At 50.0% G+C, this 21,960-nt stretch carries 21 protein-coding genes; 9 read left to right on the top strand and 12 right to left on the bottom strand.

Annotated elements, in window-relative coordinates; all coding sequences use genetic code 11:
* The first annotated feature begins 2 nt into the window (after positions 1 to 2).
* Positions 3 to 875, top strand: a complete 873-nt coding sequence (locus AC2A06_RS04125) for a MurR/RpiR family transcriptional regulator (RefSeq protein WP_037386048.1) — start codon at positions 3 to 5, stop codon at positions 873 to 875.
* Between the two features lie 182 nt (positions 876 to 1,057).
* Positions 1,058 to 2,500, top strand: a complete 1,443-nt coding sequence (gene pyk / locus AC2A06_RS04120; RefSeq protein WP_484379451.1) for a pyruvate kinase — start codon at positions 1,058 to 1,060, stop codon at positions 2,498 to 2,500.
* A gap of 118 nt (positions 2,501 to 2,618) precedes the next feature.
* Here pyk and lpxM read toward each other — a convergent pair whose 3' ends face one another.
* The 3 genes from lpxM to znuA all read right to left on the bottom strand — a co-directional run bounded on the left by lpxM (position 2,619) and on the right by znuA (position 5,970).
* Positions 2,619 to 3,587, bottom strand: coding sequence for a lauroyl-Kdo(2)-lipid IV(A) myristoyltransferase (gene lpxM / locus AC2A06_RS04115; RefSeq protein WP_037386045.1), 969 nt, complete (start codon positions 3,585 to 3,587; stop codon positions 2,619 to 2,621).
* A gap of 67 nt (positions 3,588 to 3,654) precedes the next feature.
* Positions 3,655 to 4,989 carry a murein DD-endopeptidase MepM gene (mepM, locus tag AC2A06_RS04110; RefSeq protein ID WP_023490816.1) on the bottom strand — a complete coding sequence of 445 codons (1,335 nt, stop codon included), beginning with the start codon at positions 4,987 to 4,989 and terminating at the stop codon, positions 3,655 to 3,657.
* 21 nt (positions 4,990 to 5,010) lie between these two features.
* Positions 5,011 to 5,970 carry a zinc ABC transporter substrate-binding protein ZnuA gene (gene znuA, locus AC2A06_RS04105; RefSeq protein ID WP_484379450.1) on the bottom strand — a complete coding sequence of 320 codons (960 nt, stop codon included), beginning with the start codon at positions 5,968 to 5,970 and terminating at the stop codon, positions 5,011 to 5,013.
* Between the two features lie 77 nt (positions 5,971 to 6,047).
* Between znuA and znuC the strand changes: the two genes are divergently transcribed.
* Positions 6,048 to 6,797 (top strand): zinc ABC transporter ATP-binding protein ZnuC, encoded by a 750-nt coding sequence (znuC, locus tag AC2A06_RS04100; RefSeq protein ID WP_023490814.1) that lies wholly within the window; start codon positions 6,048 to 6,050, stop codon positions 6,795 to 6,797.
* Positions 6,798 to 6,800: 3 nt separating this feature from the next.
* The gene (gene znuB, locus AC2A06_RS04095) at positions 6,801 to 7,586 is read left to right on the top strand and encodes a zinc ABC transporter permease subunit ZnuB (RefSeq protein ID WP_473197810.1); all 786 of its coding nucleotides are present in this window, start codon (positions 6,801 to 6,803) and stop codon (positions 7,584 to 7,586) included.
* Between the two features lie 50 nt (positions 7,587 to 7,636).
* On the opposite strand, the gene ruvB is transcribed toward znuB, so the two are convergent.
* The 6 genes from ruvB to aspS all read right to left on the bottom strand — a co-directional run bounded on the left by ruvB (position 7,637) and on the right by aspS (position 13,012).
* Complete coding sequence (gene ruvB / locus AC2A06_RS04090) at positions 7,637 to 8,644, bottom strand: Holliday junction branch migration DNA helicase RuvB (RefSeq protein WP_473197811.1); 1,008 nt, start codon at positions 8,642 to 8,644, stop codon at positions 7,637 to 7,639.
* 18 nt (positions 8,645 to 8,662) lie between these two features.
* A complete protein-coding gene (gene ruvA / locus AC2A06_RS04085) occupies positions 8,663 to 9,277 on the bottom strand; it encodes a Holliday junction branch migration protein RuvA (RefSeq protein ID WP_473197812.1) in 615 nt (204 codons plus the stop codon).
* A 145-nt stretch (positions 9,278 to 9,422) separates the two neighbouring features.
* The gene (ruvC, locus tag AC2A06_RS04080) at positions 9,423 to 9,944 is read right to left on the bottom strand and encodes a crossover junction endodeoxyribonuclease RuvC (RefSeq protein ID WP_473197813.1); all 522 of its coding nucleotides are present in this window, start codon (positions 9,942 to 9,944) and stop codon (positions 9,423 to 9,425) included.
* A gap of 73 nt (positions 9,945 to 10,017) precedes the next feature.
* Positions 10,018 to 10,761, bottom strand: coding sequence for a YebC/PmpR family DNA-binding transcriptional regulator (locus AC2A06_RS04075; protein WP_023490809.1), 744 nt, complete (start codon positions 10,759 to 10,761; stop codon positions 10,018 to 10,020).
* A gap of 20 nt (positions 10,762 to 10,781) precedes the next feature.
* Positions 10,782 to 11,228: a dihydroneopterin triphosphate diphosphatase gene (nudB, locus tag AC2A06_RS04070; RefSeq protein WP_023490808.1), complete on the bottom strand. Its 447-nt coding sequence runs from the start codon at positions 11,226 to 11,228 to the stop codon at positions 10,782 to 10,784.
* On the bottom strand, positions 11,228 to 13,012 hold the full coding sequence (gene aspS / locus AC2A06_RS04065) for an aspartate--tRNA ligase (protein WP_484379449.1): 1,785 nt from the start codon (positions 13,010 to 13,012) through the stop codon (positions 11,228 to 11,230). The genes nudB and aspS overlap by 1 nt, the downstream gene beginning before the upstream one ends.
* A gap of 580 nt (positions 13,013 to 13,592) precedes the next feature.
* On the opposite strand from aspS, the gene AC2A06_RS04060 reads away from it, so the two are divergent.
* The 4 genes from AC2A06_RS04060 (at position 13,593) to cmoB (ending at position 16,563) form a co-directional block, all read left to right on the top strand.
* Positions 13,593 to 14,165: a hydrolase gene (locus AC2A06_RS04060; protein ID WP_484379448.1), complete on the top strand. Its 573-nt coding sequence runs from the start codon at positions 13,593 to 13,595 to the stop codon at positions 14,163 to 14,165.
* Between the two features lie 193 nt (positions 14,166 to 14,358).
* A complete protein-coding gene (locus tag AC2A06_RS04055) occupies positions 14,359 to 14,754 on the top strand; it encodes an MAPEG family protein (RefSeq protein WP_023490805.1) in 396 nt (131 codons plus the stop codon).
* Between the two features lie 97 nt (positions 14,755 to 14,851).
* On the top strand, positions 14,852 to 15,595 hold the full coding sequence (gene cmoA / locus AC2A06_RS04050) for a carboxy-S-adenosyl-L-methionine synthase CmoA (protein ID WP_484379447.1): 744 nt from the start codon (positions 14,852 to 14,854) through the stop codon (positions 15,593 to 15,595).
* Positions 15,592 to 16,563, top strand: a complete 972-nt coding sequence (cmoB, locus tag AC2A06_RS04045; RefSeq protein ID WP_484379446.1) for a tRNA 5-methoxyuridine(34)/uridine 5-oxyacetic acid(34) synthase CmoB — start codon at positions 15,592 to 15,594, stop codon at positions 16,561 to 16,563. Before cmoA ends, cmoB begins: the two co-directional genes overlap by 4 nt.
* A gap of 236 nt (positions 16,564 to 16,799) precedes the next feature.
* On the opposite strand, the gene cutC is transcribed toward cmoB, so the two are convergent.
* On the bottom strand, positions 16,800 to 17,558 hold the full coding sequence (gene cutC, locus AC2A06_RS04040; protein WP_484379445.1) for a copper homeostasis protein CutC: 759 nt from the start codon (positions 17,556 to 17,558) through the stop codon (positions 16,800 to 16,802).
* 211 nt (positions 17,559 to 17,769) lie between these two features.
* Positions 17,770 to 18,333: a VOC family protein gene (locus AC2A06_RS04035; protein ID WP_484379444.1), complete on the bottom strand. Its 564-nt coding sequence runs from the start codon at positions 18,331 to 18,333 to the stop codon at positions 17,770 to 17,772.
* Between the two features lie 161 nt (positions 18,334 to 18,494).
* Between AC2A06_RS04035 and argS the strand changes: the two genes are divergently transcribed.
* Complete coding sequence (gene argS, locus AC2A06_RS04030) at positions 18,495 to 20,225, top strand: arginine--tRNA ligase (RefSeq protein ID WP_484379443.1); 1,731 nt, start codon at positions 18,495 to 18,497, stop codon at positions 20,223 to 20,225.
* Positions 20,226 to 20,295: 70 nt separating this feature from the next.
* Here argS and AC2A06_RS04025 read toward each other — a convergent pair whose 3' ends face one another.
* Entirely contained in the window at positions 20,296 to 21,957 is a 1,662-nt protein-coding gene (locus AC2A06_RS04025) for an FAD-dependent oxidoreductase (RefSeq protein ID WP_484379442.1), read from the bottom strand.
* Between the last annotated feature and the right edge of the window lie 3 nt (positions 21,958 to 21,960).

Genomic DNA, 21,960 nt, shown 5'->3' with positions numbered 1-21,960 from the left:
ATATGAATATGCTGGAAAAAATCCAGAGTTACCTGGAACTATTGAGCAAATCTGAAAGGAAAGTCGCTGAAGTCATCCTTTCCTCACCTCAAACCGCCATTCACTCCAGCATCGCCCGACTGGCAACCATGGCCGATGTCAGTGAACCTACCGTCAATCGGTTTTGCCGCCGTCTTGATACTAAAGGGTTTCCCGACTTCAAATTACATTTGGCACAAAGTCTGGCCAACGGTACACCTTATGTAAACCGTAATGTAGAAGAAGATGACAGCGTGAGTGCCTACACCGATAAAATTTTTGAATCGGTCATGGCCTGCCTGGATATCGCCAAGGCAAATCTCGACATCGCGGCCATTAATCGTGCGGTTGATCTGCTGACACAAGCGAAGAAAATCTCTTTCTTCGGTTTAGGCGCTTCGGCTGCGGTCGCGCATGATGCCATGAACAAATTTTTCCGTTTCAATATCCCTGTGGTCTATTTTGATGACATCGTTATGCAACGTATGGGGTGTATGAATTCAACAGAAGGTGATGTGGTGGTGTTGATTTCGCACACCGGGCGCACTAAAAATCTGGTGGAAATGGCGCATCTGGCGCGTGAGAACGATGCCACCGTCATAGCTATTACCTCCCGTGATACCCCTTTGGCGAAAGAAGCCACCCTTGCCCTGCTGTTAGATGTACCAGAAGATACAGATGTCTATATGCCAATGGTGTCACGCATTGCTCAATTAACGCTCATCGACGTACTGGCAACGGGATTTACTTTACGTCGCGGCGCTAAATTCAGAGATAACTTGAAGCGGGTCAAGGAAGCGTTGAAGGAATCGCGCTTTGATAAGGCAGGTGTCATGCCTGACAATATTGACACCTGAACGATTAAAAAACGCCATTCTGAGCTAATGCTAAGAATGACGGAGTTTAACCCTGCGCGTCGCAGGTTCGTGCGGATAATCTGGCTGAAACAGTGACCCACTGAAAGTGGTTGTTTTGTCCGTTTTGGTTATCCTCTTTCATTGTAATACTATTTTTGCTTCACCAGTCAACGGAGTAATACATGTCCAGACGACTCAGAAGGACCAAGATCGTTACCACACTAGGCCCAGCTACTGACCGCGACAATAATCTGGAAAAGGTCATTGCCGCCGGAGCCAACGTAGTGCGCCTTAACTTTTCTCATGGCACAGCAGAAGATCAGTTGGCCAGAGCAGATAAAGTTCGTGAAATTGCGGCCAGATTAGGCCGCCATGTCGCTATTTTAGGCGACCTCCAAGGACCCAAAATCCGTGTTTCCACATTTAAGGAAGGTAAAATTTTCCTTAATATTGGTGATAAATTCCTGCTCGATGCCAATTTGTCTGTGGGTGAAGGCGACAAAGAAAAAGTGGGCATCGATTATAAAGGCCTGCCTGCCGATGTGGTCCCAGGTGATATTCTGTTGCTGGATGATGGCCGGGTACAACTGAAAGTGCTCGAAGTCCAGGGAATGAAAGTGTTTACCGAAGTGACCGTTGGTGGCCCCCTGTCGAATAATAAAGGCATCAACAAACTCGGTGGAGGCCTCTCTGCTGATGCGCTGACTGAAAAAGATAAGGCCGATATCATTACCGCTGCCAAAATTGGCGTCGACTATCTGGCGGTTTCCTTCCCTCGTACCGGTGAAGATCTAAACTACGCACGTCGTCTGGCTCGTGATGCTGGCTGTAATGCCAAAATTGTCTCAAAAGTAGAGCGTGCAGAGGCAGTACAAAGCGATGAAGCCATGGATGACATCATTCTGGCTTCCGACGTGGTGATGGTTGCACGTGGCGATTTAGGGGTGGAAATTGGTGACCCGGAACTGGTTGGTATCCAGAAAAAACTGATCCGTCGTGCCCGGAAGCTTAATCGCGCGGTGATCACCGCGACTCAAATGATGGAGTCGATGATCACTAACCCAATGCCAACCCGTGCTGAAGTGATGGATGTGGCCAACGCTGTCTTGGACGGTACTGATGCGGTCATGTTATCTGCTGAAACTGCGGCAGGACAATACCCAGCAGAAACGGTGGCTGCCATGGCACGCGTTTGCCTGGGCGCAGAGAAAATCCCCAGTATCAACGTTTCCAAGCATCGTCTGGACGTGCAGTTCGACAATATTGAAGAAGCGATTGCCATGTCTACCATGTATGCGGCCAATCACCTGAAAGGGGTTACCGCGATCATCGCCATGACCGAGTCTGGTCGTACCGCATTGATGATGTCTCGTATCAGTTCCGGCCTGCCCATCTTCGCCATGTCACGCCATGAACATACCCTGAACCTGACTGCACTCTACCGTGGTGTGACGCCAGTGTACTTCGGTAGCCACAGCGATGGGGTGGGTGCCGCTAATGATGCGGTGAGCCGCCTGCGTGATAAAGGCTATCTGGTCTCTGGCGACTTGGTGCTGGTCACCCAAGGTGATGAGATGGGTACCGTTGGCACCACCAATACCTGCCGCATCCTGCGCGTCGAGTAATGAAGAAATCGGTGCTTTGGTATTTTGGTCTTAAAGCATAAAAGCCAGTCCGCAACCGGACTGGCTTTTTAGTGATATCCTTGAGCATAGAGTGCATCTTAAACCCTCTAAGCAAAGCTTAGCGGTATAGATCATCCCGCGAATAGGGTTCGGTTTCACCCTCTTTGCGCGTTTTCAGCAATTTCAGTATCCAGGTATACTGCTCTGGATTTGGGCCTACCAGATTTTCAACTTCTTCATTCATTCGCCGTGCAATTCGATGATCGTCAGCATCAGCCAGATCATCCATCGGTTCACGGATATAAATATCCAACATACTGGTTTTTCCGTCATAGACGGGGAACAGTGGCACAATTGCCGCTTTGCAGACTTTCATCAGGCGGCCAACAGCGGGCAAGGTGGCTTTATAAGTCGCAAAGAAATCAACAAACTGGCTGTGTTCAGCACCATGATCCTGATCAGGTAAGTAGTAACCCCAATAACCTTGACGTACCGAACTGATAAAAGGCTTAATGCCATCATTACGTGCATGCATGCGCCCACCAAATTTACGACGCACGGTATTCCATAAATAATCCACCAAGGGATTACTCTGGTTGTGGAACATCGCCGCCATAGGTTGACCACGCGCCGCCATCAGCATCGCCGGCACATCCACCGCCCAGCCATGTGGCACCAGAAAGATCACATTACGACCTTCCTGACGAATTTTGTCCAACACCGCCTCACCGTGCCAGCGCACACGTTTCAATACTTTTTCAGGTTGGGTACAGGCCAGTTCAGCCATCAGAACCATCGACTGTGGTGCACTGGCGAACATCTCATCGATGATATGTTCACGCTCGGCCTCAGATAAATCTGGCAGGCAATACAATAGATTGATGCGAGCCCGACGGCGAGCCCCTTTGGCAACCTTTCCTGTCAGCTTGCCAAGCTTGCCAAGTAACGGATCCCGTACCTTGGCAGGTATCAAAGCAATACCCGCCATCAACCCAACACCTAACCAAACTCCCCAATAGCGCGGATGGTAGAAAGTTTTCTGGAATTGAGGAATAAACTCCAGATTGGATTTTTTCTCTTCTTGTATCAACTTGCTCTTGCCTCTAAGCATGCTCGCAAAAATCATCACCCTGCACTACAGGTCTCAGCGGTAATTAATTCAGTTGCAACTGTGGCGCTACCTCTTTCACTAGTGCCAGATAATCAGTGCGATCTTTGCCAGTCAAACCTTCAGAACGAGGCAGTTTAGCCGTCATAGGGTTCACCGCCTGCTTATTGTTCCACAACTCAAAGTGCAAATGTGGGCCTGTGGAACGGCCGGTGTTACCAGATAGCGCGATGCGATCACCACGTTTCACTTTCTGCCCTGGTTTAACCAACAGTTTTTTCAGGTGCATATAGTGAGTGGTATATTGACGCCCATGGCGAATGGCCACATAGTTCCCGGCTGCACCACTGTGCTTGGCAATCACCACCTCGCCATCACCTACCGCCACCACTGGCGTGCCGACAGGCATGGAGAAGTCAACGCCCTTATGAGGCGCAACACGCCCCGTCACTGGGTTAACGCGGCGTGGACTGAAACCAGAAGTAATACGGAACTGTTTCATGGTTGGGAAACGCATAAAGCCACGGGCCAACCCAGAGCCCTCACGATCATAGAATTTGCCATCTTCAGCACGGATAGCATAGTAATCTTTACCACCGCTGTTCATCCGTACCCCTAACAATTGGCTCTGTTCGCTCTTACCATCAAACTCTTCGCGCGACATCAGCACCGCAAACTGATCTCCTTTACGCAATTTACTCAAATCGAGCTGCCACTGTAATGCCTTAACCACGGCACTAATTTCTGCACGTGACAGGCCTACAGCCGCAGCGCTGTTAACAAAGCTGCCATTGAGCTGGCCATTAACTACCGTGTTGCGCCATTCACCCTTCTGCGTCTCAACGGTTTCTTTGAACGTATTACCTATGCGCTCATAAATTCGCGTTTCACGACGGGAGACCTCCCAAGTCAAACTTTGCATATCCCCTGCCTCATTGAGGGTCCAGGAAAGTTGTTGGCCGATCTTCAGATTACGTAATTCCCGATTCTGTGATGCCAGCATCGAAACATCTGACATTTCGATACCGTACTCAGTCAGAATACTACCTAAGGTGTCACCCGTAGAAACCACATACTCATTTTGCCCAGCGGTCTTTTGGTCCAGCTCATCTTGAGGAATATTGTCATCGGGAGTGGGTTGATCCGCATCGATAGGTTCACTGGCTTCAGGCAATAAGCTTCTTACCTGACTAGGTTCTAGCTCGACGCTTTTCACTTCTGGTCCAGCTGCTGTAACAGCCGGAGCATGTTCTGGGTGATAAACTGTGGGCCGCCAGATGGCAACGGCTAGCGTAACAACGGTCAACGACCCCAACATCACGCGGTGGGGCCGAGGCAGGTTGCTATACGCTAGGGTGATAGTTTTTACTACCTTCTGCACTCAATACTATCCTTCTTGTCTTTACTTCAGACAGCTCAGGTACTGGTTAGACAACGCTTGCAGGAAATTCCCGTAGCTCTCTTTTCCCAGTCCAATGCCACTGCCCAACGGGTCCAGCGTTCCAGAACGCACTTGTGTCCCTTTGGCAACGGCATTAATAACGGCCGGTCTGAATTGTGGCTCAGCAAAAACGCAAACTGCTTTCTGCTCAACCAACTGTGTTCGAATTTGATGTAAACGCTGCGCGCCAGGCTGAATTTCAGGGTTAACGGTAAAATGCCCCAATGGGCTCAAGCCGAAGTGTTTTTCAAAGTAGCCATAAGCATCATGAAAAACAAAATATCCCTTACTTTGCACTGGCGTCAGTATTCTAACAAGATTTTTGTCAGTTTGCGCTAGCTGATCCTCGAACTGGCGCAGGTTTGCATCTAATTTGTCCTTATTTTGCGGCATAAGTTCCAACAACCTGTCATGAATCGCGATCGCCGTCACTTTTGCTATCTCTGGTGACAGCCACATGTGCTGATTGTATTCGCCATGGTTATGTTCATTTTCTGCTGCCGTAGCGCTATCTGTCGCATGCTTATGGTCATGATCATGGTCATGCTTCTGGTTATGGTCATGCTCATCATCCCCTTTAATCAGCAAAGGTTGCACTGCTGGCAGTTCACTGATGGCCAATTGTTTATTGGCTGGGATCTGCTTCAAGGATTTACTTAAAAACGCCTCCATATCTGGCCCCACCCATAGCACCAAATCGGCACTCTGCAAGCGTTTGATATCTGATGGACGCAAAGCAAAATCATGAGGTGATGCACCATCCGGCAATAAAACTTCTGTTGGCATTACCCCATCAGCAATGGCGGAGGCGATAAAGCCTAAAGGGCGAATCGATGTCACAACTGCAGCGGTCGCACTGCCTGCCATCATCAGTGAACCGGCAATTAACGTATATTGCAGCCATTTATTTTTGTGTACCATGTGGGTCATCCTGTCGTTTTGAATTATGTGATGTGATATTATAACATTCGGTTTATTCCGCAAAGTTAATTACAACTATGTCAACACTGGTAACATTAAAAAACATCTCCGTTGCATTTGGCAGCCGTAACGTTCTGAGCCATATTTCACTCAACCTGCAGGCTGGGCGTATTCTCACGCTGCTTGGGCCTAATGGTGCAGGTAAATCAACACTGGTTCGCGTTGTGCTTGGGCTGGTGCCCCCCACAGAAGGCCGTATTCAATGCCAACCCGGGCTACGTATTGGCTATGTGCCACAGAAGCTGCATCTTGATGCCACCCTCCCCTTAACGGTCGGCCGTTTTATGCGCCTTAAGCCCGGGGTGAAACAAGCGGATATTTTACCCGCACTCAAGCGGGTGCAGGCTGCCCATTTACTCGAACAACCGATGCAAAAACTGTCCGGGGGTGAAAACCAGCGGGTACTGCTGGCCCGAGCCTTATTAAATCAGCCACAGCTTTTGGTACTGGATGAACCCACTCAAGGGGTAGACGTTAGTGGCCAGTTGGCATTGTATAATTTGATCGACCAACTACGTAAAGAGTTGGACTGCGCAGTGCTCATGGTGTCTCATGACCTGCACCTGGTAATGGCAAAAACCGATGAAGTACTCTGCTTAAATCAACATATCTGTTGTTCTGGCACCCCGGAAGTGGTCTCCATGCACCCTGAATTTATCGCCATGTTTGGTCAACGCGGGGCAGAACAACTAGCCATTTACCGTCATCATCATAATCACCGGCACGATTTACACGGCAAAATCGTGCTGAAAAGCCAAGGGCAGTAAACGATGATTGAACTGTTATTTCCCGGCTGGCTCGCCGGTGTGTTATTAGCTGCCGCTGCAGGTCCACTGGGTTCTTTCGTGGTGTGGCGTCGCATGTCTTACTTTGGCGATACCCTGGCTCATGCATCCTTACTGGGTGTTGCTTTCGGTTTATTATTGGGTGTTAACCCATTCTATGCCGTCATTGCGGCCACGTTGCTACTGGCGTTATTGCTGGTTTGGCTGGAACATCGTCCACAACTGGCTATTGATACCTTGCTGGGTATCCTGGCTCACAGTGCCCTGTCACTGGGTTTGGTGGTGGTGGCACTGATGTCTAATGTCCGTGTCGATTTGATGGCATATCTGTTTGGGGATTTGCTGTCCGTCACCCTCAGTGATATTTGGCTGATCGCCAGTGGCGTGGTAGTGGTACTGCTGTTGTTATGGTGGCAATGGCGGCCATTGTTATCCATGACCATCAGCCCTGAAATGGCGCATGTGGATGGTGTGAATATCTCCCGCAGCCGGACCATTTTAATGCTAGTCACCGCTTTAACCATCGGCTTGGCAATGAAATTTGTCGGCGCTCTGATTATTACCTCATTACTGATCATTCCCGCGGCGGCAGCACGCCGTTTTGCCCGTACACCGGAGCAAATGGCAGGTTATGCGGTCATAATAGGGATGATTGCGGTGACAGGTGGGCTCGCATTTTCAGCCTGTTACGATACACCGGCGGGCCCTTCCGTGGTGCTCTGTGCAGCGGTGTTGTTTGTGCTGAGTCTGTCAAAAAAGCAGTTGGCTTAGTGTGATGCTTAGGGGCGGTCAAGCTGCCCCTAAAATAGCATGTCACCGCATTAATCCGCTGGGCGCTCAATACCAAAATGCTTGTAGGCATGGTTGGTCGCCATCCGTCCTCTGGGGGTGCGCTGAATAAATCCCTGTTGGATCAGAAAAGGTTCGATCACATCTTCTATGGTTTCACGTTCTTCACCAATTGCCGCAGCCAAGTTATCCAGCCCGACCGGCCCACCGGTAAATTTGTCAATAATCGCCAATAATAATTTGCGATCCATATAGTCGAAACCTTCCGCATCCACATTGAGCAGATCCAAGGCCTGCATCGCCACTTCGCCATTAATCTCCCCATTGGCCCGTACTTCGGCAAAATCACGTACCCGGCGCAACAAACGGTTGGCGATACGGGGCGTACCACGGGCCCGCCTGGCTACCTCATGGGCACCATCAGCGGAAAGCGTCAAGCCCAGACAATTGGCACTGCGCGTAACGATATGTTCGAGATCAGCCACCTGATAAAACTCCAGACGCTGCACAATCCCAAAACGGTCACGTAGCGGAGAGGTCAACGAACCCGCGCGCGTGGTTGCGCCAACCAGCGTAAACGGGGGGAGGTCGAGCTTAATTGAACGCGCTGCCGGACCTTCGCCGATCATAATATCCAGTTGGTAATCTTCCATCGCCGGATACAACACTTCCTCTACTACCGGTGACAGGCGATGTATTTCATCGATAAACAGAACGTCGTGCGGCTCTAAATTGGTGAGCATCGCCGCCAGATCGCCGGCTTTCTCAAGTACCGGGCCCGAGGTGGTCCGTAAATTCACCCCCATCTCATTGGCTACAATGTTGGCCAGCGTGGTTTTCCCCAAACCTGGGGGGCCAAAAATCAACAGATGATCAAGGGCATCACCACGCTGCCTGGCTGCCTGAATAAAGATTTCCATCTGTTCCCGCACATGAGGCTGCCCCACATATTCCGTTAGCAGCTTAGGGCGGATAGCACGGTCCAACACGTCTTCTTCATTCAGCGGTTCGGCAGAAATCAGGCGGTCGGCTTCAATCATTTTCTACCCCTTGCAACCTTAGAGAGCGGCACGTAAGGCATCGCGGATTAAGGTTTCGCAATCTGCCCCCGGTTTAGCAATTTTGCTGATCATACGGCTGGCTTCTTGGGGTTTATAGCCCAGAGACACCAATGCGGATACCGCTTCTGCTTCATTATCCCTTTCAGCCATTTTGGCCGCACTGACAGGTAAAGGGATCTCACTACTACTATTAAACAGATCACCATTTAACCCTTTGAAGCGGTCTTTCATTTCTACGACCAGACGTTCTGCGGTCTTTTTCCCTACCCCGGGTAACTTGATCAGAGCAGTGATCTCCTCACGCTCCACCGCGCTGACAAACTGTTGCGCAGACATACCCGAGAGAATAGCCAGGGCCAGCTTGGGCCCCACCCCATTAACCTTGATCAACTCGCGAAACAGTGCCCGTTCCTGTTTATCATTGAAGCCATACAGGAGTTGAGCATCTTCGCGCACCACAAATTGGGTAAATACGATAGCTTCTTGCCCCAGTTCCGGTAGCTCATAGAAGCAGGTCATTGGCATATGCACTTCATAGCCAACACCGTTGGCTTCCAATAGCACCAGCGGTGGCTGCTTTTCCAGAATAACCCCTCTGAGACGACCTATCATTACCCCTCCTGAATAAACACTGCCTGTGGCGTAGGTGACACATTAATGATAAAGCTTATACCATAAAAAAGGCTGGATGAATATCCAGCCCATAGCGACTCAACACTTTTTTAGTGGCAACGAGGTTAGTGGCAATGTCACCCCATTATCGTACGCGACCCCGCGCCAGATTGAGCCGCCCTTCGTTCATGCGCAACAGATTCTGGCTGAGATGACAATGAGTAATAGCAATCGCCAAGGCATCGGCAGCGTCCGCCTGCGGATTGGCAGAAAGTTTCAACAATGAGCGAACCATATGCTGAACTTGCGCTTTTTCTGCCGCACCGGTACCGACCACTGTCTGTTTTACCTGGCGTGCTGCATACTCAAACACTTCCAACTGTTGATTAACCGCAGCGACAATCGCTACCCCTCTCGCCTGCCCTAATTTAAGTGCCGAGTCCGGATTTTTAGCCATAAAGACTTGTTCGATGGCAAAAAAATCGGGTCTAAACTGAGTGATAATTTCACTCACCCCGGCATAAATCAGTTTAAGCCGCGTTGGCATATCATCTGTCGAGGTACGGATACAGCCGCTGGCAATATAAATTAATTGGCGGCCTTGCTGACGGATAAGACCATAACCGGTGACGCGTGAGCCGGGATCGATACCCAGTATGATCGCCATTGCTACCACCACCTTGCATTAAGCATTGATTTTACCCGGCGTTGCCAACCGGCAACGCCGCTGGTCAGCCACATTACAGCGTCGCGGCAATCTCATCAGAGATTTCACCATTGTGGTAAACCTCCTGAACATCATCGCAATCTTCCAGCATATCGATCAGCCGCAGTAATTTTGGTGCGGTTTCTTCATCCATATCGGCTTTCGTCGATGGGATCATCGATACTTCTGCCGCTTCAGCTTCAAACCCGGTAGCCGTCAATGCATCTTTGACTTCACCCAAATTTTCCCAAGCGGTGAAAACATCAATAGCGCCATCGTCATAAGCCACAATATCTTCCGCACCCGCCTCAAGCGCCGCTTCCATCACCGAGTCTTCATCCAGACCTGGTGCATAGGTGATCACGCCTTTTTTGGTAAACAGATAGGCTACCGAGCCATCGGTGCCGAGGTTACCACCACATTTACTGAAAGCATGGCGAACTTCTGCCACGGTACGGTTACGGTTGTCACTCAGGCACTCAATCATCACTGCCGTACCGCCAGGGCCATAACCTTCATAGATGATGGTTTCCATATTGGAATCATCATCACCGCCGACACCACGAGCAATGGCACGGTTTAGCGTGTCACGCGTCATGTTATTAGACAGTGCCTTATCAATAGCGGCGCGCAAACGTGGGTTGGACCCAGGATCGCCCCCGCCTAGTTTGGCGGCAGTCACCAACTCGCGGATAATTTTAGTGAAAATCTTACCGCGTTTAGAGTCTTGTGCTGCTTTGCGGTGTTTTGTGTTGGCCCATTTACTATGACCTGCCATAAAAATATCTCCAAAAAAAACTACTGGACAGAGTGAATCACAAACTCTTCAATCGCCTGCTGATTGCTCCAGGATTTAGTCAGTTTGACCGCCTCGCTAGCTGCAAGCCATTGATATGCATGATGCTCGGTAAGTACCGGAGCACGCTCTTCAGGCAACGCCAGGCAGAACCAGTGCTCTTTATTATGTAAAGTTCCTGGTGCATAGCGATGCCGCAAGTGAGCAAAAAGTTCAAATTCCACACAGCGCTGGCAATCAAGCAACGGCAGATTTTCTGCCGCAATATCAATGCCAACCTCTTCCATCACTTCGCGCTGTGCAGCATGCTGCGGCAATTCATCGGCTTCCAGGCTGCCAGTCACTGACTGCCAGAACGCCATATCATCTCGCCGCTGCAACATCAGCACCCGACCACTGGCGGGTGAGTAAATCACCACCAGAATCGACTCGGGCCGCTTATAATTCATCACTCGCTCTCTTGTTCTGAGGCGGTTTTCTTCACCACGCTAATCGCTAACTCTTGCAAAGATGCCGGGTTGGCAAAGCTTGGTGCATCGGTCATCAGACAGGCTGCCGCGGTGGTTTTCGGGAAGGCAATAACATCACGAATGTTTTCGGTACCCGTCAATAACATCACCAGACGATCAAGACCAAAAGCCAAACCTGCATGAGGTGGTGTGCCATATTTCAAGGCATCCAGCAAGAAGCCAAACTTCTCACGCTGTTCTTGTTGGTTGATACCCAGGATGCCAAATACCGTTTGCTGCATTTCACTGCGGTGAATACGTACTGAGCCGCCCCCCACTTCATAACCGTTCAGTACCATGTCATAAGCATTGGCTATGGCAGATAGTGGATCTTGCTGTAACGCCTCTGGGCTCATATCGCGAGGTGCCGTGAATGGGTGGTGCATCGCGGACAGGCCACCCTCGCCATCCTCTTCAAACATGGGGAAGTCAACCACCCACAGTGGTGCCCAGCTATCTAATTTGGTCAGGGACAAATCACGGCCTAACTTCAAGCGCAACGCACCCATCGCATCAGTCACAATTTTAACGTTGTCGGCACCAAAGAACAGGATATCACCGCTTTGTGCATCACAACGGGACAAAATCGCTTCCAACACCTCAGGGCTCAAAAATTTGGCAACCGGGCTCTGAACACCCTCCAGACCTGCGCCACGGTCATTGACCTTCAGCCACGCCAACCCTTTAGCACCGTAAATATTGACAAATGCGGTATATTCGTCGATCTGCTTGCGGGTCAACTGAGCCCCACCCGGTACACGGATGACCGCTACGCGCCCTTTGGCATCATTAGCCGGGCCAGAAAATACTTTGAATTCAACCTGTTTTACCAAGTCAGCTACATCCACCAGCTCGAGCGGATTACGCAGATCAGGCTTATCGGAACCAAAACGGCGCATCGCTTCGGCAAAGGTCATCACTGGGAATTTACCCAGTTCCACCCCTTTTACCTCCAGCCATAAGTCATGCGCCAGTTTCTCCATGATTTCACGCACCTGCGGTGCGGTCATAAACGAGGTTTCCACATCAATCTGAGTAAACTCAGGCTGACGATCCGCGCGCAAGTCTTCGTCACGGAAGCATTTGACTATCTGATAGTAACGGTCAAAGCCAGACATCATCAGCAACTGCTTGAACAATTGTGGAGACTGCGGCAACGCATAGAATTTGCCTTTATGCACGCGACTAGGGACCAGATAATCACGGGCCCCTTCTGGCGTAGCTTTGGTCAGCATCGGGGTTTCAATATCGAGAAAACCATGGCTATCCATAAAACGACGCACAAAGCTGGTGATCTTGGCACGGGTTTTCAGGCGTTCTGCCATTTCCGGGCGGCGCAGATCCAGGTAGCGATACTTTAGACGCGCTTCTTCAGTATTGATCTGATTGGCATCCAGCGGCATTGGTTCAGAGCGGTTGATAATCTCCAACCCATGGGCAAACACTTCCACTTCACCCGTGCTCATCTCTTTATTGCTCTGGTTCTCCGGGCGCGCACGCACAGTACCAACAACTTGAATGCAAAACTCGTTACGCAGTTCAAAGGCTTTATCGAAAGCTACTTTTTGGTCAGGATCGAAGAAAACCTGCACAATGCCTTCGCGATCACGCATATCAATAAAGATCAGACCGCCTAAATCACGACGACGGTTGACCCAACCACACAAAGTGACTTCTTTGCCAACGTGGGTCAGATTCAACTGCCCGCAATATTCAGTACGCATACGCTATCCTTTTGACTTAAACAGATCCCGCCGGAAATGAGGCATTATTGCTGCTGTCCGCACGGCTGCTATCTGATGAATGTTTACTTGCCCGTAGTAAAATCTGTAGCGCCCAAGCGCCCTCTGTCACTGCCAGAACGCAAAGCCGCCAACACGGGCTACAACACGGCGAGTCATCTCTCAACCCTGTAGCTGAAAATTTTTGCCGTTTCTATCACAACTTGAATGAACCGGATAGACCAACAGGCATCGCTCATTGGAATGAAGATCGGTAAAAAAGGCGGACATTATAAAGGAAATTCATGCGCCAGATAAGTGCGAAGCGCGCATTGTTGCCATGCAAATAGCTATCCGAGATCAGAGTTAAATCACTTTATGCCCGTTATCGCTAACACACCACCAACTGGCGTAACACATTGAGTAACCACTTTTCCATTATCTCCGAACTCATTTCGCCTAGTATCTCCGCCCTGGCTGACGGTTCCGCTACGTTTTATCGGCCAAACATTCAAGTTATCGTTACTGCTGTGGCTTGAATGACCTAGAATAGACTATTACCCATTCCATAAGGAGATGTCCCATGTTGAAGCTTGATGCCCAAACCACCGCCCTAGTACTGATAGACCTGCAAAAAGGCATTCTGCCCTTTGCTGCCGGCCCTCACAGCGCCACTCAGGTGGTCAACCATGCAGCCCATCTGGCAGGTCGTTTCCGTGCACTGAATGCGCCGGTGTTTCTGGTGCGTGTCGGTTGGTCTGACTCTTTTGCCGAAGCGCTGAAACAACCAGTGGACAAGCCATCCCCCGCGCCAATTGGCGGGCTGCCTGACTTCTGGTGGGATTACCCGGAAGAGCTCGGGGTGCAAGAAAGCGACATATCCATCATTAAGCGCCAATGGGGTGCGTTCTACGGTACCGATCTTGATCTGCAACTACGCCGCCGTGGTATTAAAACTATCGTGCTGGGCGGTATCGCCACCAATATCGGGGTAGAGTCTACTGCGCGTAATGCCTGGGAACATGGCTATGAATTGGTGATTGCCGAAGATATGTGCAGTACCTACAGTAGCGAAATGCATCAGTTCGCCTGCGACAATATCTTCCCGCGTATCGCTCGTGTTCGCAGTACCAATGTGATCCTCAACGCATTGTAACGCCCCACATATATAAAACCAGGGAGGGCAGCGTCATGCCCCTGGTTATTATGTGAACAACCAATGTGTATTGCGATAATAAACCGTCAAAAACTAACCTTATAACGGAGATAACATCGTTTTTTCCGCGACAGCCACATTAATGACAGCTATCATATTTACTGCCTGATTTGGTTAGGGAATGGAGTTAAAAATGGTAAGCGCGCTCTATGTAGTGCTTGGCGCATTGTTATTGCTCAAACTCTCTTTTGACGTAGTCAGACTAAGAATGCAATACCAGGTTGCCTTCGGTGACGGTGGTTTTTATGAGCTGCAAACCGCCATCCGTGTACATGGTAATGCCGTGGAGTACATCCCTATCGCCATGATAATGCTCCTGATCATGGAGATGAATGGTGCTCAAGTCTGGATGGTACATCTTTGCGGGCTGCTATTAATGATTGGCAGATTGGTTCACTATTACGGTCTGCACCACCGCGATGTTAGCTGGCGCCGTTCAGGTATGGCTGCTACCTACGTTTCTTTGATACTGATGGTGATCGCCAATCTCTTTTACCTGCCATGGGATATGATTTTCAGCCTGCAATAGCGGTATCTGATTTCAGGTGGCCATGCGCCGCCTGCTTCTGCCGCAACTGATTTTCTGCTAGCATGCTCCCTTTCCTATTCTGACCTGATTTGCCGCTATGCCAAACCGCGATACTCTTTTTTCCGCCCCGATTGCCAAACTGGGTGACTGGACCTTTGACGAACGTGTCGCTGAAGTTTTTCCAGACATGATCCAGCGTTCAGTTCCTGGTTATTCCAACATTATCTCGATGATTGGTATGTTGGCTGAACGTTTTGTACAGCCAAACAGCCAGGTTTATGACTTGGGTTGTTCGCTGGGCGCCGCCACGCTATCAATGCGCAGGAATATCAAAGTGCCGGGTTGCAACATCATTGCCATTGATAACTCTCCCGCCATGGTTGAACGTTGCCGCCGCCATCTTGATGCATTCCGCGCCGAAACACCGGTTGAGGTGATCGAAGCGGATATCCTCGACATCAATATTGAGAACGCCTCTCTGGTGGTGCTGAACTTTACTCTGCAATTTCTTGAACCTGCAGACCGCTTGCGTCTGCTCACCCAGGTTTATGACGGGTTGCGGCCTGGTGGCGCGCTGGTGCTGTCAGAAAAATTCAACTTTGAAGACACTAAGGTGGATGAACTGCTATTTAATATGCACCATGACTTCAAGCGTGCCAACGGCTACAGCGAACTGGAAATCAGTCAAAAACGCAGTATGTTGGAAAATGTCATGCTGACAGACTCTGTCGCCACACATAAAACCAGGCTGCAACAAGCCGGGTTTGAACATGCTGAAGTGTGGTTTCAATGCTTCAATTTTGGTTCGTTGATTGCCCTGAAATCAGGAGCCAGCGCATGATTGAGTTTGGAGATTTTTATCAGCGCATCGCCAAAAGCCCGCTAAGCCATTGGCTGGATACGCTACCGGCGCAAATCAGCGCTTGGCAACGGGAATCGCTGCACGGCAAATTTAAGCAGTGGTTCAACTCGGTGGAATATCTGCCCTCACTGATGCCCACCCAGCTCGACTTGCTGCATGGGGTACAAGCCAGTATCGATCCGCCGCTTTCACCCGGTCAGTTGGAAGGGATCGAAAAAATGCTGCGCTCCTTGATGCCATGGCGCAAAGGGCCCTTTTCGCTGTATGGCATTGATATCGATACCGAATGGCACTCTGACTGGAAGTGGGATCGCGTATTGCCGCATATTTCGCCCTTAGCTGGCCGCACCATTCTTGATGTGGGTTGTGGCAGTGGCTACCACCTTTGGCGCATGATTGGGGCTGGGGCGCATTTAGCCGTCGGCATTGACCCGATGCAACTATTCTTGTGTCAGTTTGAAGCAATCCGCAAACTGTTAGGCGGCGATCAGCGCGCCCATGTATTACCGCTAGGCATTGAACAATTACCGAATCTAGCAGCCTTCGATACCGTTTTTTCTATGGGGGTGCTCTATCATCGCCGCTCACCATTGGACCATCTCTATCAGTTAAAAAATCAACTGGTTTCAGAAGGTGAACTGGTGCTAGAAACCTTGGTTGTGGCGGGTGATCAACATCAAGTGTTAGTGCCGGGTGATCGTTATGCTCAAATGCGTAACGTCTATTTTATCCCCTCTGCCGAGGCACTGAAATACTGGCTGGAAAAGTGTGGTTTTGTGGATGTGAAAATTGCTGATATCTGCCCCACAACAACCGCAGAACAGCGCCGTACCGATTGGATGACCAGCGAATCATTGGCTGAGTTTCTTGATCCTGACGACCACAGCAAAACGGTAGAAGGTTATCCAGCCCCCGTCCGTGCGGTACTCATTGCCAAAAAACCTTAAATTTCAATACTAAAAGCAGAATAGAACTGACCATTGTCTATTCTGCTATCTGACAGAATGGCTTTTACTTCAAATTTACATTTTGAAAACATTTAAACACTGTGCATTTATCAATTATTAACTAAATTTAAAGTGTTGGTATTTCACCAACACCAGTGAAATCTTAGCCCTGAACACCTCTACCCTGTTCAGGGCTTTTTTTATTTCCGTCACGCTGTCATAGAGAAAGATGCGCATCAGCCCCGGGTTGCCGCTGGTGCTAACATCGCCAATGAATTTTTCATCGCCTCAACCATCTCACCATCGACACAATAATGACTGAATTCATCAAATTCATTGTCGGAACACATGGTAACTCCCGCCTTACGGTAACGCATGGTAGAAGGTACTGTATGACCGGCCGAGCTATGGAGCTCCTGAATTCCAATATCGACAAACTTATGTAAATTGCTCAAGCGTACCCCGGCGCCAGCCATTACCACCGGGCCTTTACTGGCACGTAGCAGATCACGCAACAACGGTAGCCCCAACTCAGCATTTTGTTGCTGACCAGAGGTAAGAATACGCGCCACCCCCAACTGGGTCAGTTGTTCTAACGCCATCATCGGGTTTTGGCACATATCGAATGCACGGTGGAAAGTTACCGCCATATTGCCACTCAAGGCCATGACTTCCTGCATGCGTGGCATATCGATATGCCCTTCGCCATCCAGCATCCCTACCACGACGCCAGCAAACCCCATATCACGCAGTTGAGCGATATCCCGCTTGATGATGTCAAACTCAACGTCGCTATAACAAAAATCCCCTCCCCGTGGGCGTACTATCGGATGAACGGGTATCGTTATGCGTTCCCGTGCTAACTGCAACGCACCAAAACTCGGTGTTAATCCCCCGTCACTTTGGCTGGCACATAACTCGATTCGATCAGCTCCCGCCTGCTCAGCAGTGATGGCACAATCTACGCCATAACAACAAACTTCCAACTTAATCATTCACGCCTCCAGATAACGGCTAAAAATACTTCCATTGCTTGATGGCCCATCCTCTTGACGTCATCTCCCTTTATCAACTTGGCTATCAACAAATCAGTGCGAGGCGACAACTATGCCACTCAGTTTTCAATAATGCCTAGAGCAGGGTCACAGCAAGAAGGTTAAATCAGCCATATCGTCCCCCATACAACTTACGACCCGTCACTTTCATTCAGGTACGCCCGTTAGTGACAACGTCACGGATGGAGTAAGGGTGAAATTTAATAGTGACCTGACCGTCACTCACCGCCAAGGTCGGATTCGCCAAGGACTCATCTTCAGATTTTGGCCAGCTCTGTTTCAAGCTAATTCCGGGCTGCAGCAGTGCTTCATCCGCCAGTTGTTCCAATGCTCGGGTATATAAGGTCGCGGGATCACCGGCCAGGACTAATTCCACATGTTCCCAGCCTTCATGGGGATAACGTTTCTTCCCTGGATACGGCAGTTCTATACAGTCGATCTGCCATGGCCCCACCTGCAACGGCACCGTTAAGTCAAACAGACAGATGACGCGCCCATTAATGATGTTTTCAGAAAGCAGAACACCGCACTGCAGCAACCCCCGCCGCCAACGTTCAGCAGTGCTATCTTGATGGCAACGCAGCGAAATATGGTCGGCGTGATACTGTGATAACTCAAGGTGTAACTTTTGCGCAAATTCGCTCAATGCTTGTTCAAAGCGGGGTAAATCCAGCGCCAGATCGTTAAGTTCGTTAATTGATAAAAGGTCAGTCATGATGTTAATCATCTCTTACTCGTTACATCGGCTAATAATCTCATAGTTTACCGGAACAATCTCGCCGCTGATGCCATGGACAAATGCAGCCAATTACTGACGTAGCGCCGCGAATCGGTTACAATTACAGGCTGTTTTATGTTTGTCATTAAGGTAACCCGGTGAATATTCAGGCTCTTCTATCAGATAAAGTCAGCCAGGCGCTGATTGCCGCAGGTGCGCCAGCGGATTGTGAAGCTCAGGTTCGTCAATCGGCCAAAGCACAGTTTGGTGATTATCAGGCTAACGGTGTGATGTCCGTTGCTAAAAAACTGGGGATGCCACCGCGACAACTGGCAGAGAAAGTCGTCCAGTTGCTGGAACTAGGCGATATTGCCAATAAAGTAGAAATTGCCGGCCCGGGATTTATCAATATCTTTCTCAACAGTGACTGGGTAGCCCAGCAGGCTGATGCCATTCTGTTCGCCCCCAAACTGGGTATTGCCCCGGTTAAGCCGCAGACCATCGTCATTGATTACTCTGCCCCCAACGTGGCCAAAGAGATGCATGTCGGCAACCTGCGCTCCACCATCATTGGTGATGCCGCTGCCCGTACTCAAGAATTTCTCGGCCATAAAGTGATCCGTGCCAACCATGTGGGTGACTGGGGTACCCAGTTCGGCATGTTGATTGCTTATCTGGAAAAGATGCAAAACGAAAACGCCAGCGATATGGAACTGGCGGATTTGGAGCAGTTTTACCGCGAAGCCAAGAAAAATTACGATGAAGATGAAGCCTTTGCCCTACGTGCCCGTGGTTATGTGGTGAAGTTGCAAGGGGGAGATGAATACTGTTTGAAGATGTGGCGCAAACTGGTGGATATCACCATGGCGCAGAACCAACTCTCCTACGACCGCTTAAATGTCACCCTGACCAACGATGATGTGATGGGGGAAAGCCTCTACAACACCATGTTGCCCGCTATCGTCGCTGATCTGAAAGCCAAGGGGTTGGCGGTAGAAAGTGAAGGTGCCACCGTGGTCTTTCTGGACGAATACAAAAATAAAGATGGCGACCCGATGGGGGTCATTATCCAGAAAAAAGATGGCGGTTACCTGTACACCACTACCGATATTGCCTGTGCAAAATACCGTTTTGAAACTTTGGGTGCTGACCGCATTCTTTATTACATCGACTCACGCCAACATCAGCACCTGATGCAAGCCTGGGCTATCGTGCGCAAAGCAGGCTACGTGCCGGACTCGGTAACCCTGGAGCACCATATGTTCGGCATGATGCTGGGTAAAGATGGTAAACCGTTCAAGACCCGCACAGGTGGCACGGTGAAACTGTCTGAACTGTTAGATGAGGCCATCGAGCGTGCTAACAAGCTGATTGCTGATAAAAATCCGCAGATGCCTGGGGATGAAATACAAGCTATTGCCAATGTAGTGGGTATTGGTGCAATAAAATACGCGGATTTGTCAAAAAATCGCACTACCGACTATATGTTCGATTGGGACAACATGTTGGCCTTTGAGGGCAATACCGCCCCCTACATGCAATATGCATATAGCCGTGTTGCGTCGGTGTTCAAACGTGCTGATGTGGCTGAAAGCGACCTGACCTTGCCGTTGGTAATAACCGAAGAACGCGAACAGCTGTTGGCTACCCGCCTGCTACAGTTCGAAGAAACCCTCACGGTAGTGGCCCGCGAAGGTACACCTCATGTGATGTGTGCTTACCTGTACGATTTGGCTGGGCTGTTCTCCGCTTTCTACGAGCATTGCCAGATCCTCAATGCCCAAATCGAACAAACCCGCCAGAGTCGCCTGAAGTTGGCGCTGCTGACCGCTAAAACGCTAAAAATCGGCCTGGATACACTGGGGATCGCTACCGTCGAGCGCATGTAATAGCCACGATAGCGTTAAAAAAGGTCGCTGCGGCGACCTTTTTACTTATTGCAGATTAGTCTGCCTGTATTTAAGCAAGCGACCACTGATATACTTTATAGCCCCCAGTAAGATTTCTTGCCCTAAAACCCGATTGCATCAGCAATCGATAGGCAACATGACCACGCAGGCCCGATTGGCAGCCAATCAGAATCTCTTTTTCTTGCGGTAACTCGCTCAGACGAGAACGTAATTCATCTAAAGGAATATGTAGCGCCGCAGGATATTGCCCTAATGTTTTCAATTCATCGGCGGTTCGTATATCCAGCAAACATTGCTGTGCGGGGTCAAGATTAAGAATATCGCTTACATGGCAAATGCGAGTATCACCATTGATAACGTTACTTGCCAACATCCCAACTTGGTTAACGATATCACGCGCACTATTGAACGGTGGTGCGTAACACAATTCAAGGTCTTCCAGATCCTGCACTTTCAGGTTGGCTCGCTGCGCTACCGCAAGCACATCAATACATTTGTCGATCCCCGCTTTACCCACCGCTTGAGCCCCCAGGATATCGCCACTACCGGGGGCAAACAGTAATTTTAACGAAACTGGCGAACTCCCCGGGTAATAGCTGGCATGGTTAGCGGCATGGACATACACTTTTTCGTAGTCGATATTCATGCGGCGCAGCACTTTCTCATTTAACCCGACGCTGGCTATCGCATGGTCAAACACTTTACAGATGGCCGTCGCCTGGCTACCTTTATAGCGTTTAGCCCCACCGAGCATGTTCTCTGCCGCGATACGGCCTTGGCGGTTGGCAGGCCCCGCCAGCGGCACCAGCATCGCATCACCGGTGACCCATTCCGCCGTTTCGACCACATCACCCACCGCATAGATACTCGGGTCTGAGGTCCGCATAAACTCATCAACCAGGATCCCGCCATGCGGCCCCAGCACCAATTCAGCACTCTTGGCGAGTTGTATGTCGGGTTTTACCCCTATCGCCATCAACACCATGCCTGTTGCCAGCTTTTCACCATTATTGAGACTAAGCATCAAACCTTGCGGGGCATCAACCTGTTCAATGGCCGCCAATCCGCATTGCAAACGCAAATCGACACCCTTTTGCCGTAGCACCTGGTGTAATGTGGCGGCCATTTCAGCATCAACCGGGGCCATCACTTGTGACCCTAATTCCAGTAATGTGACCGAGAACCCCAGGTTAACCAGCGCTTCCACCATTTCCAGGCCAATAAATCCCCCGCCAACCACAGTGGCGTGGGTTAACTGATGGTGATGGAGATGCGCCAGAATTTTATCCATATCCGGCAGCGTGCGTAGCGTGAACACGCCTGGGAGGTCAATGCCAGGCATCGCAGGGCGAATAGGGTTACCCCCGGTACTTAACAGAAGTTGGTCATAGCTCTCATGATAAACCTCGCCAGTCTGTTCATTTCTAATGTGGAGTCGTTTGTTATTGGCATCAATCTGCAATACCTGATGTTCAATACGGACATCAATATTGAAGCGTTGAATAAAATCCTGTGGCGTTTTCAGTAGCAATTGCTGACGGTCGGGGATCTCCCCCCCAATGTGATAAGGCAGGCCGCAATTAGCAAAAGAGACATAGGCTCCACGCTCTAACAGAATAATCTGCGCCGTTTCAGACAAACGCCTGGCCCTCACCGCAGCCGAGGCACCACCGGCCACACCACCGACAATCACTATTTTGGTCTTACTCATGGT

The organism is Serratia sp. HNCC26DJ244 (assembly GCF_057180565.1).
Note: the sequence above shows the minus strand (reverse complement) of the source record. Positions and strands in the feature narration are given on the sequence as shown.

Coding starts and splice junctions, on each gene's coding strand:
- AC2A06_RS04125 (WP_037386048.1), top strand. CDS start 3: ATGAATATGCTGGAAAAAATCCAGAGTTACCTGGAACTATTGAGCAAA.
- pyk (WP_484379451.1), top strand. CDS start 1,058: ATGTCCAGACGACTCAGAAGGACCAAGATCGTTACCACACTAGGCCCA.
- znuA (WP_484379450.1), bottom strand. CDS start 5,970: ATGGTACACAAAAATAAATGGCTGCAATATACGTTAATTGCCGGTTCA.
- znuC (WP_023490814.1), top strand. CDS start 6,048: ATGTCAACACTGGTAACATTAAAAAACATCTCCGTTGCATTTGGCAGC.
- znuB (WP_473197810.1), top strand. CDS start 6,801: ATGATTGAACTGTTATTTCCCGGCTGGCTCGCCGGTGTGTTATTAGCT.
- ruvB (WP_473197811.1), bottom strand. CDS start 8,644: ATGATTGAAGCCGACCGCCTGATTTCTGCCGAACCGCTGAATGAAGAA.
- ruvA (WP_473197812.1), bottom strand. CDS start 9,277: ATGATAGGTCGTCTCAGAGGGGTTATTCTGGAAAAGCAGCCACCGCTG.
- ruvC (WP_473197813.1), bottom strand. CDS start 9,944: ATGGCGATCATACTGGGTATCGATCCCGGCTCACGCGTCACCGGTTAT.
- AC2A06_RS04075 (WP_023490809.1), bottom strand. CDS start 10,761: ATGGCAGGTCATAGTAAATGGGCCAACACAAAACACCGCAAAGCAGCA.
- nudB (WP_023490808.1), bottom strand. CDS start 11,228: ATGAATTATAAGCGGCCCGAGTCGATTCTGGTGGTGATTTACTCACCC.
- aspS (WP_484379449.1), bottom strand. CDS start 13,012: ATGCGTACTGAATATTGCGGGCAGTTGAATCTGACCCACGTTGGCAAA.
- AC2A06_RS04060 (WP_484379448.1), top strand. CDS start 13,593: ATGTTGAAGCTTGATGCCCAAACCACCGCCCTAGTACTGATAGACCTG.
- AC2A06_RS04055 (WP_023490805.1), top strand. CDS start 14,359: ATGGTAAGCGCGCTCTATGTAGTGCTTGGCGCATTGTTATTGCTCAAA.
- cmoA (WP_484379447.1), top strand. CDS start 14,852: ATGCCAAACCGCGATACTCTTTTTTCCGCCCCGATTGCCAAACTGGGT.
- cmoB (WP_484379446.1), top strand. CDS start 15,592: ATGATTGAGTTTGGAGATTTTTATCAGCGCATCGCCAAAAGCCCGCTA.
- cutC (WP_484379445.1), bottom strand. CDS start 17,558: ATGATTAAGTTGGAAGTTTGTTGTTATGGCGTAGATTGTGCCATCACT.
- AC2A06_RS04035 (WP_484379444.1), bottom strand. CDS start 18,333: ATGACTGACCTTTTATCAATTAACGAACTTAACGATCTGGCGCTGGAT.
- AC2A06_RS04025 (WP_484379442.1), bottom strand. CDS start 21,957: ATGAGTAAGACCAAAATAGTGATTGTCGGTGGTGTGGCCGGTGGTGCC.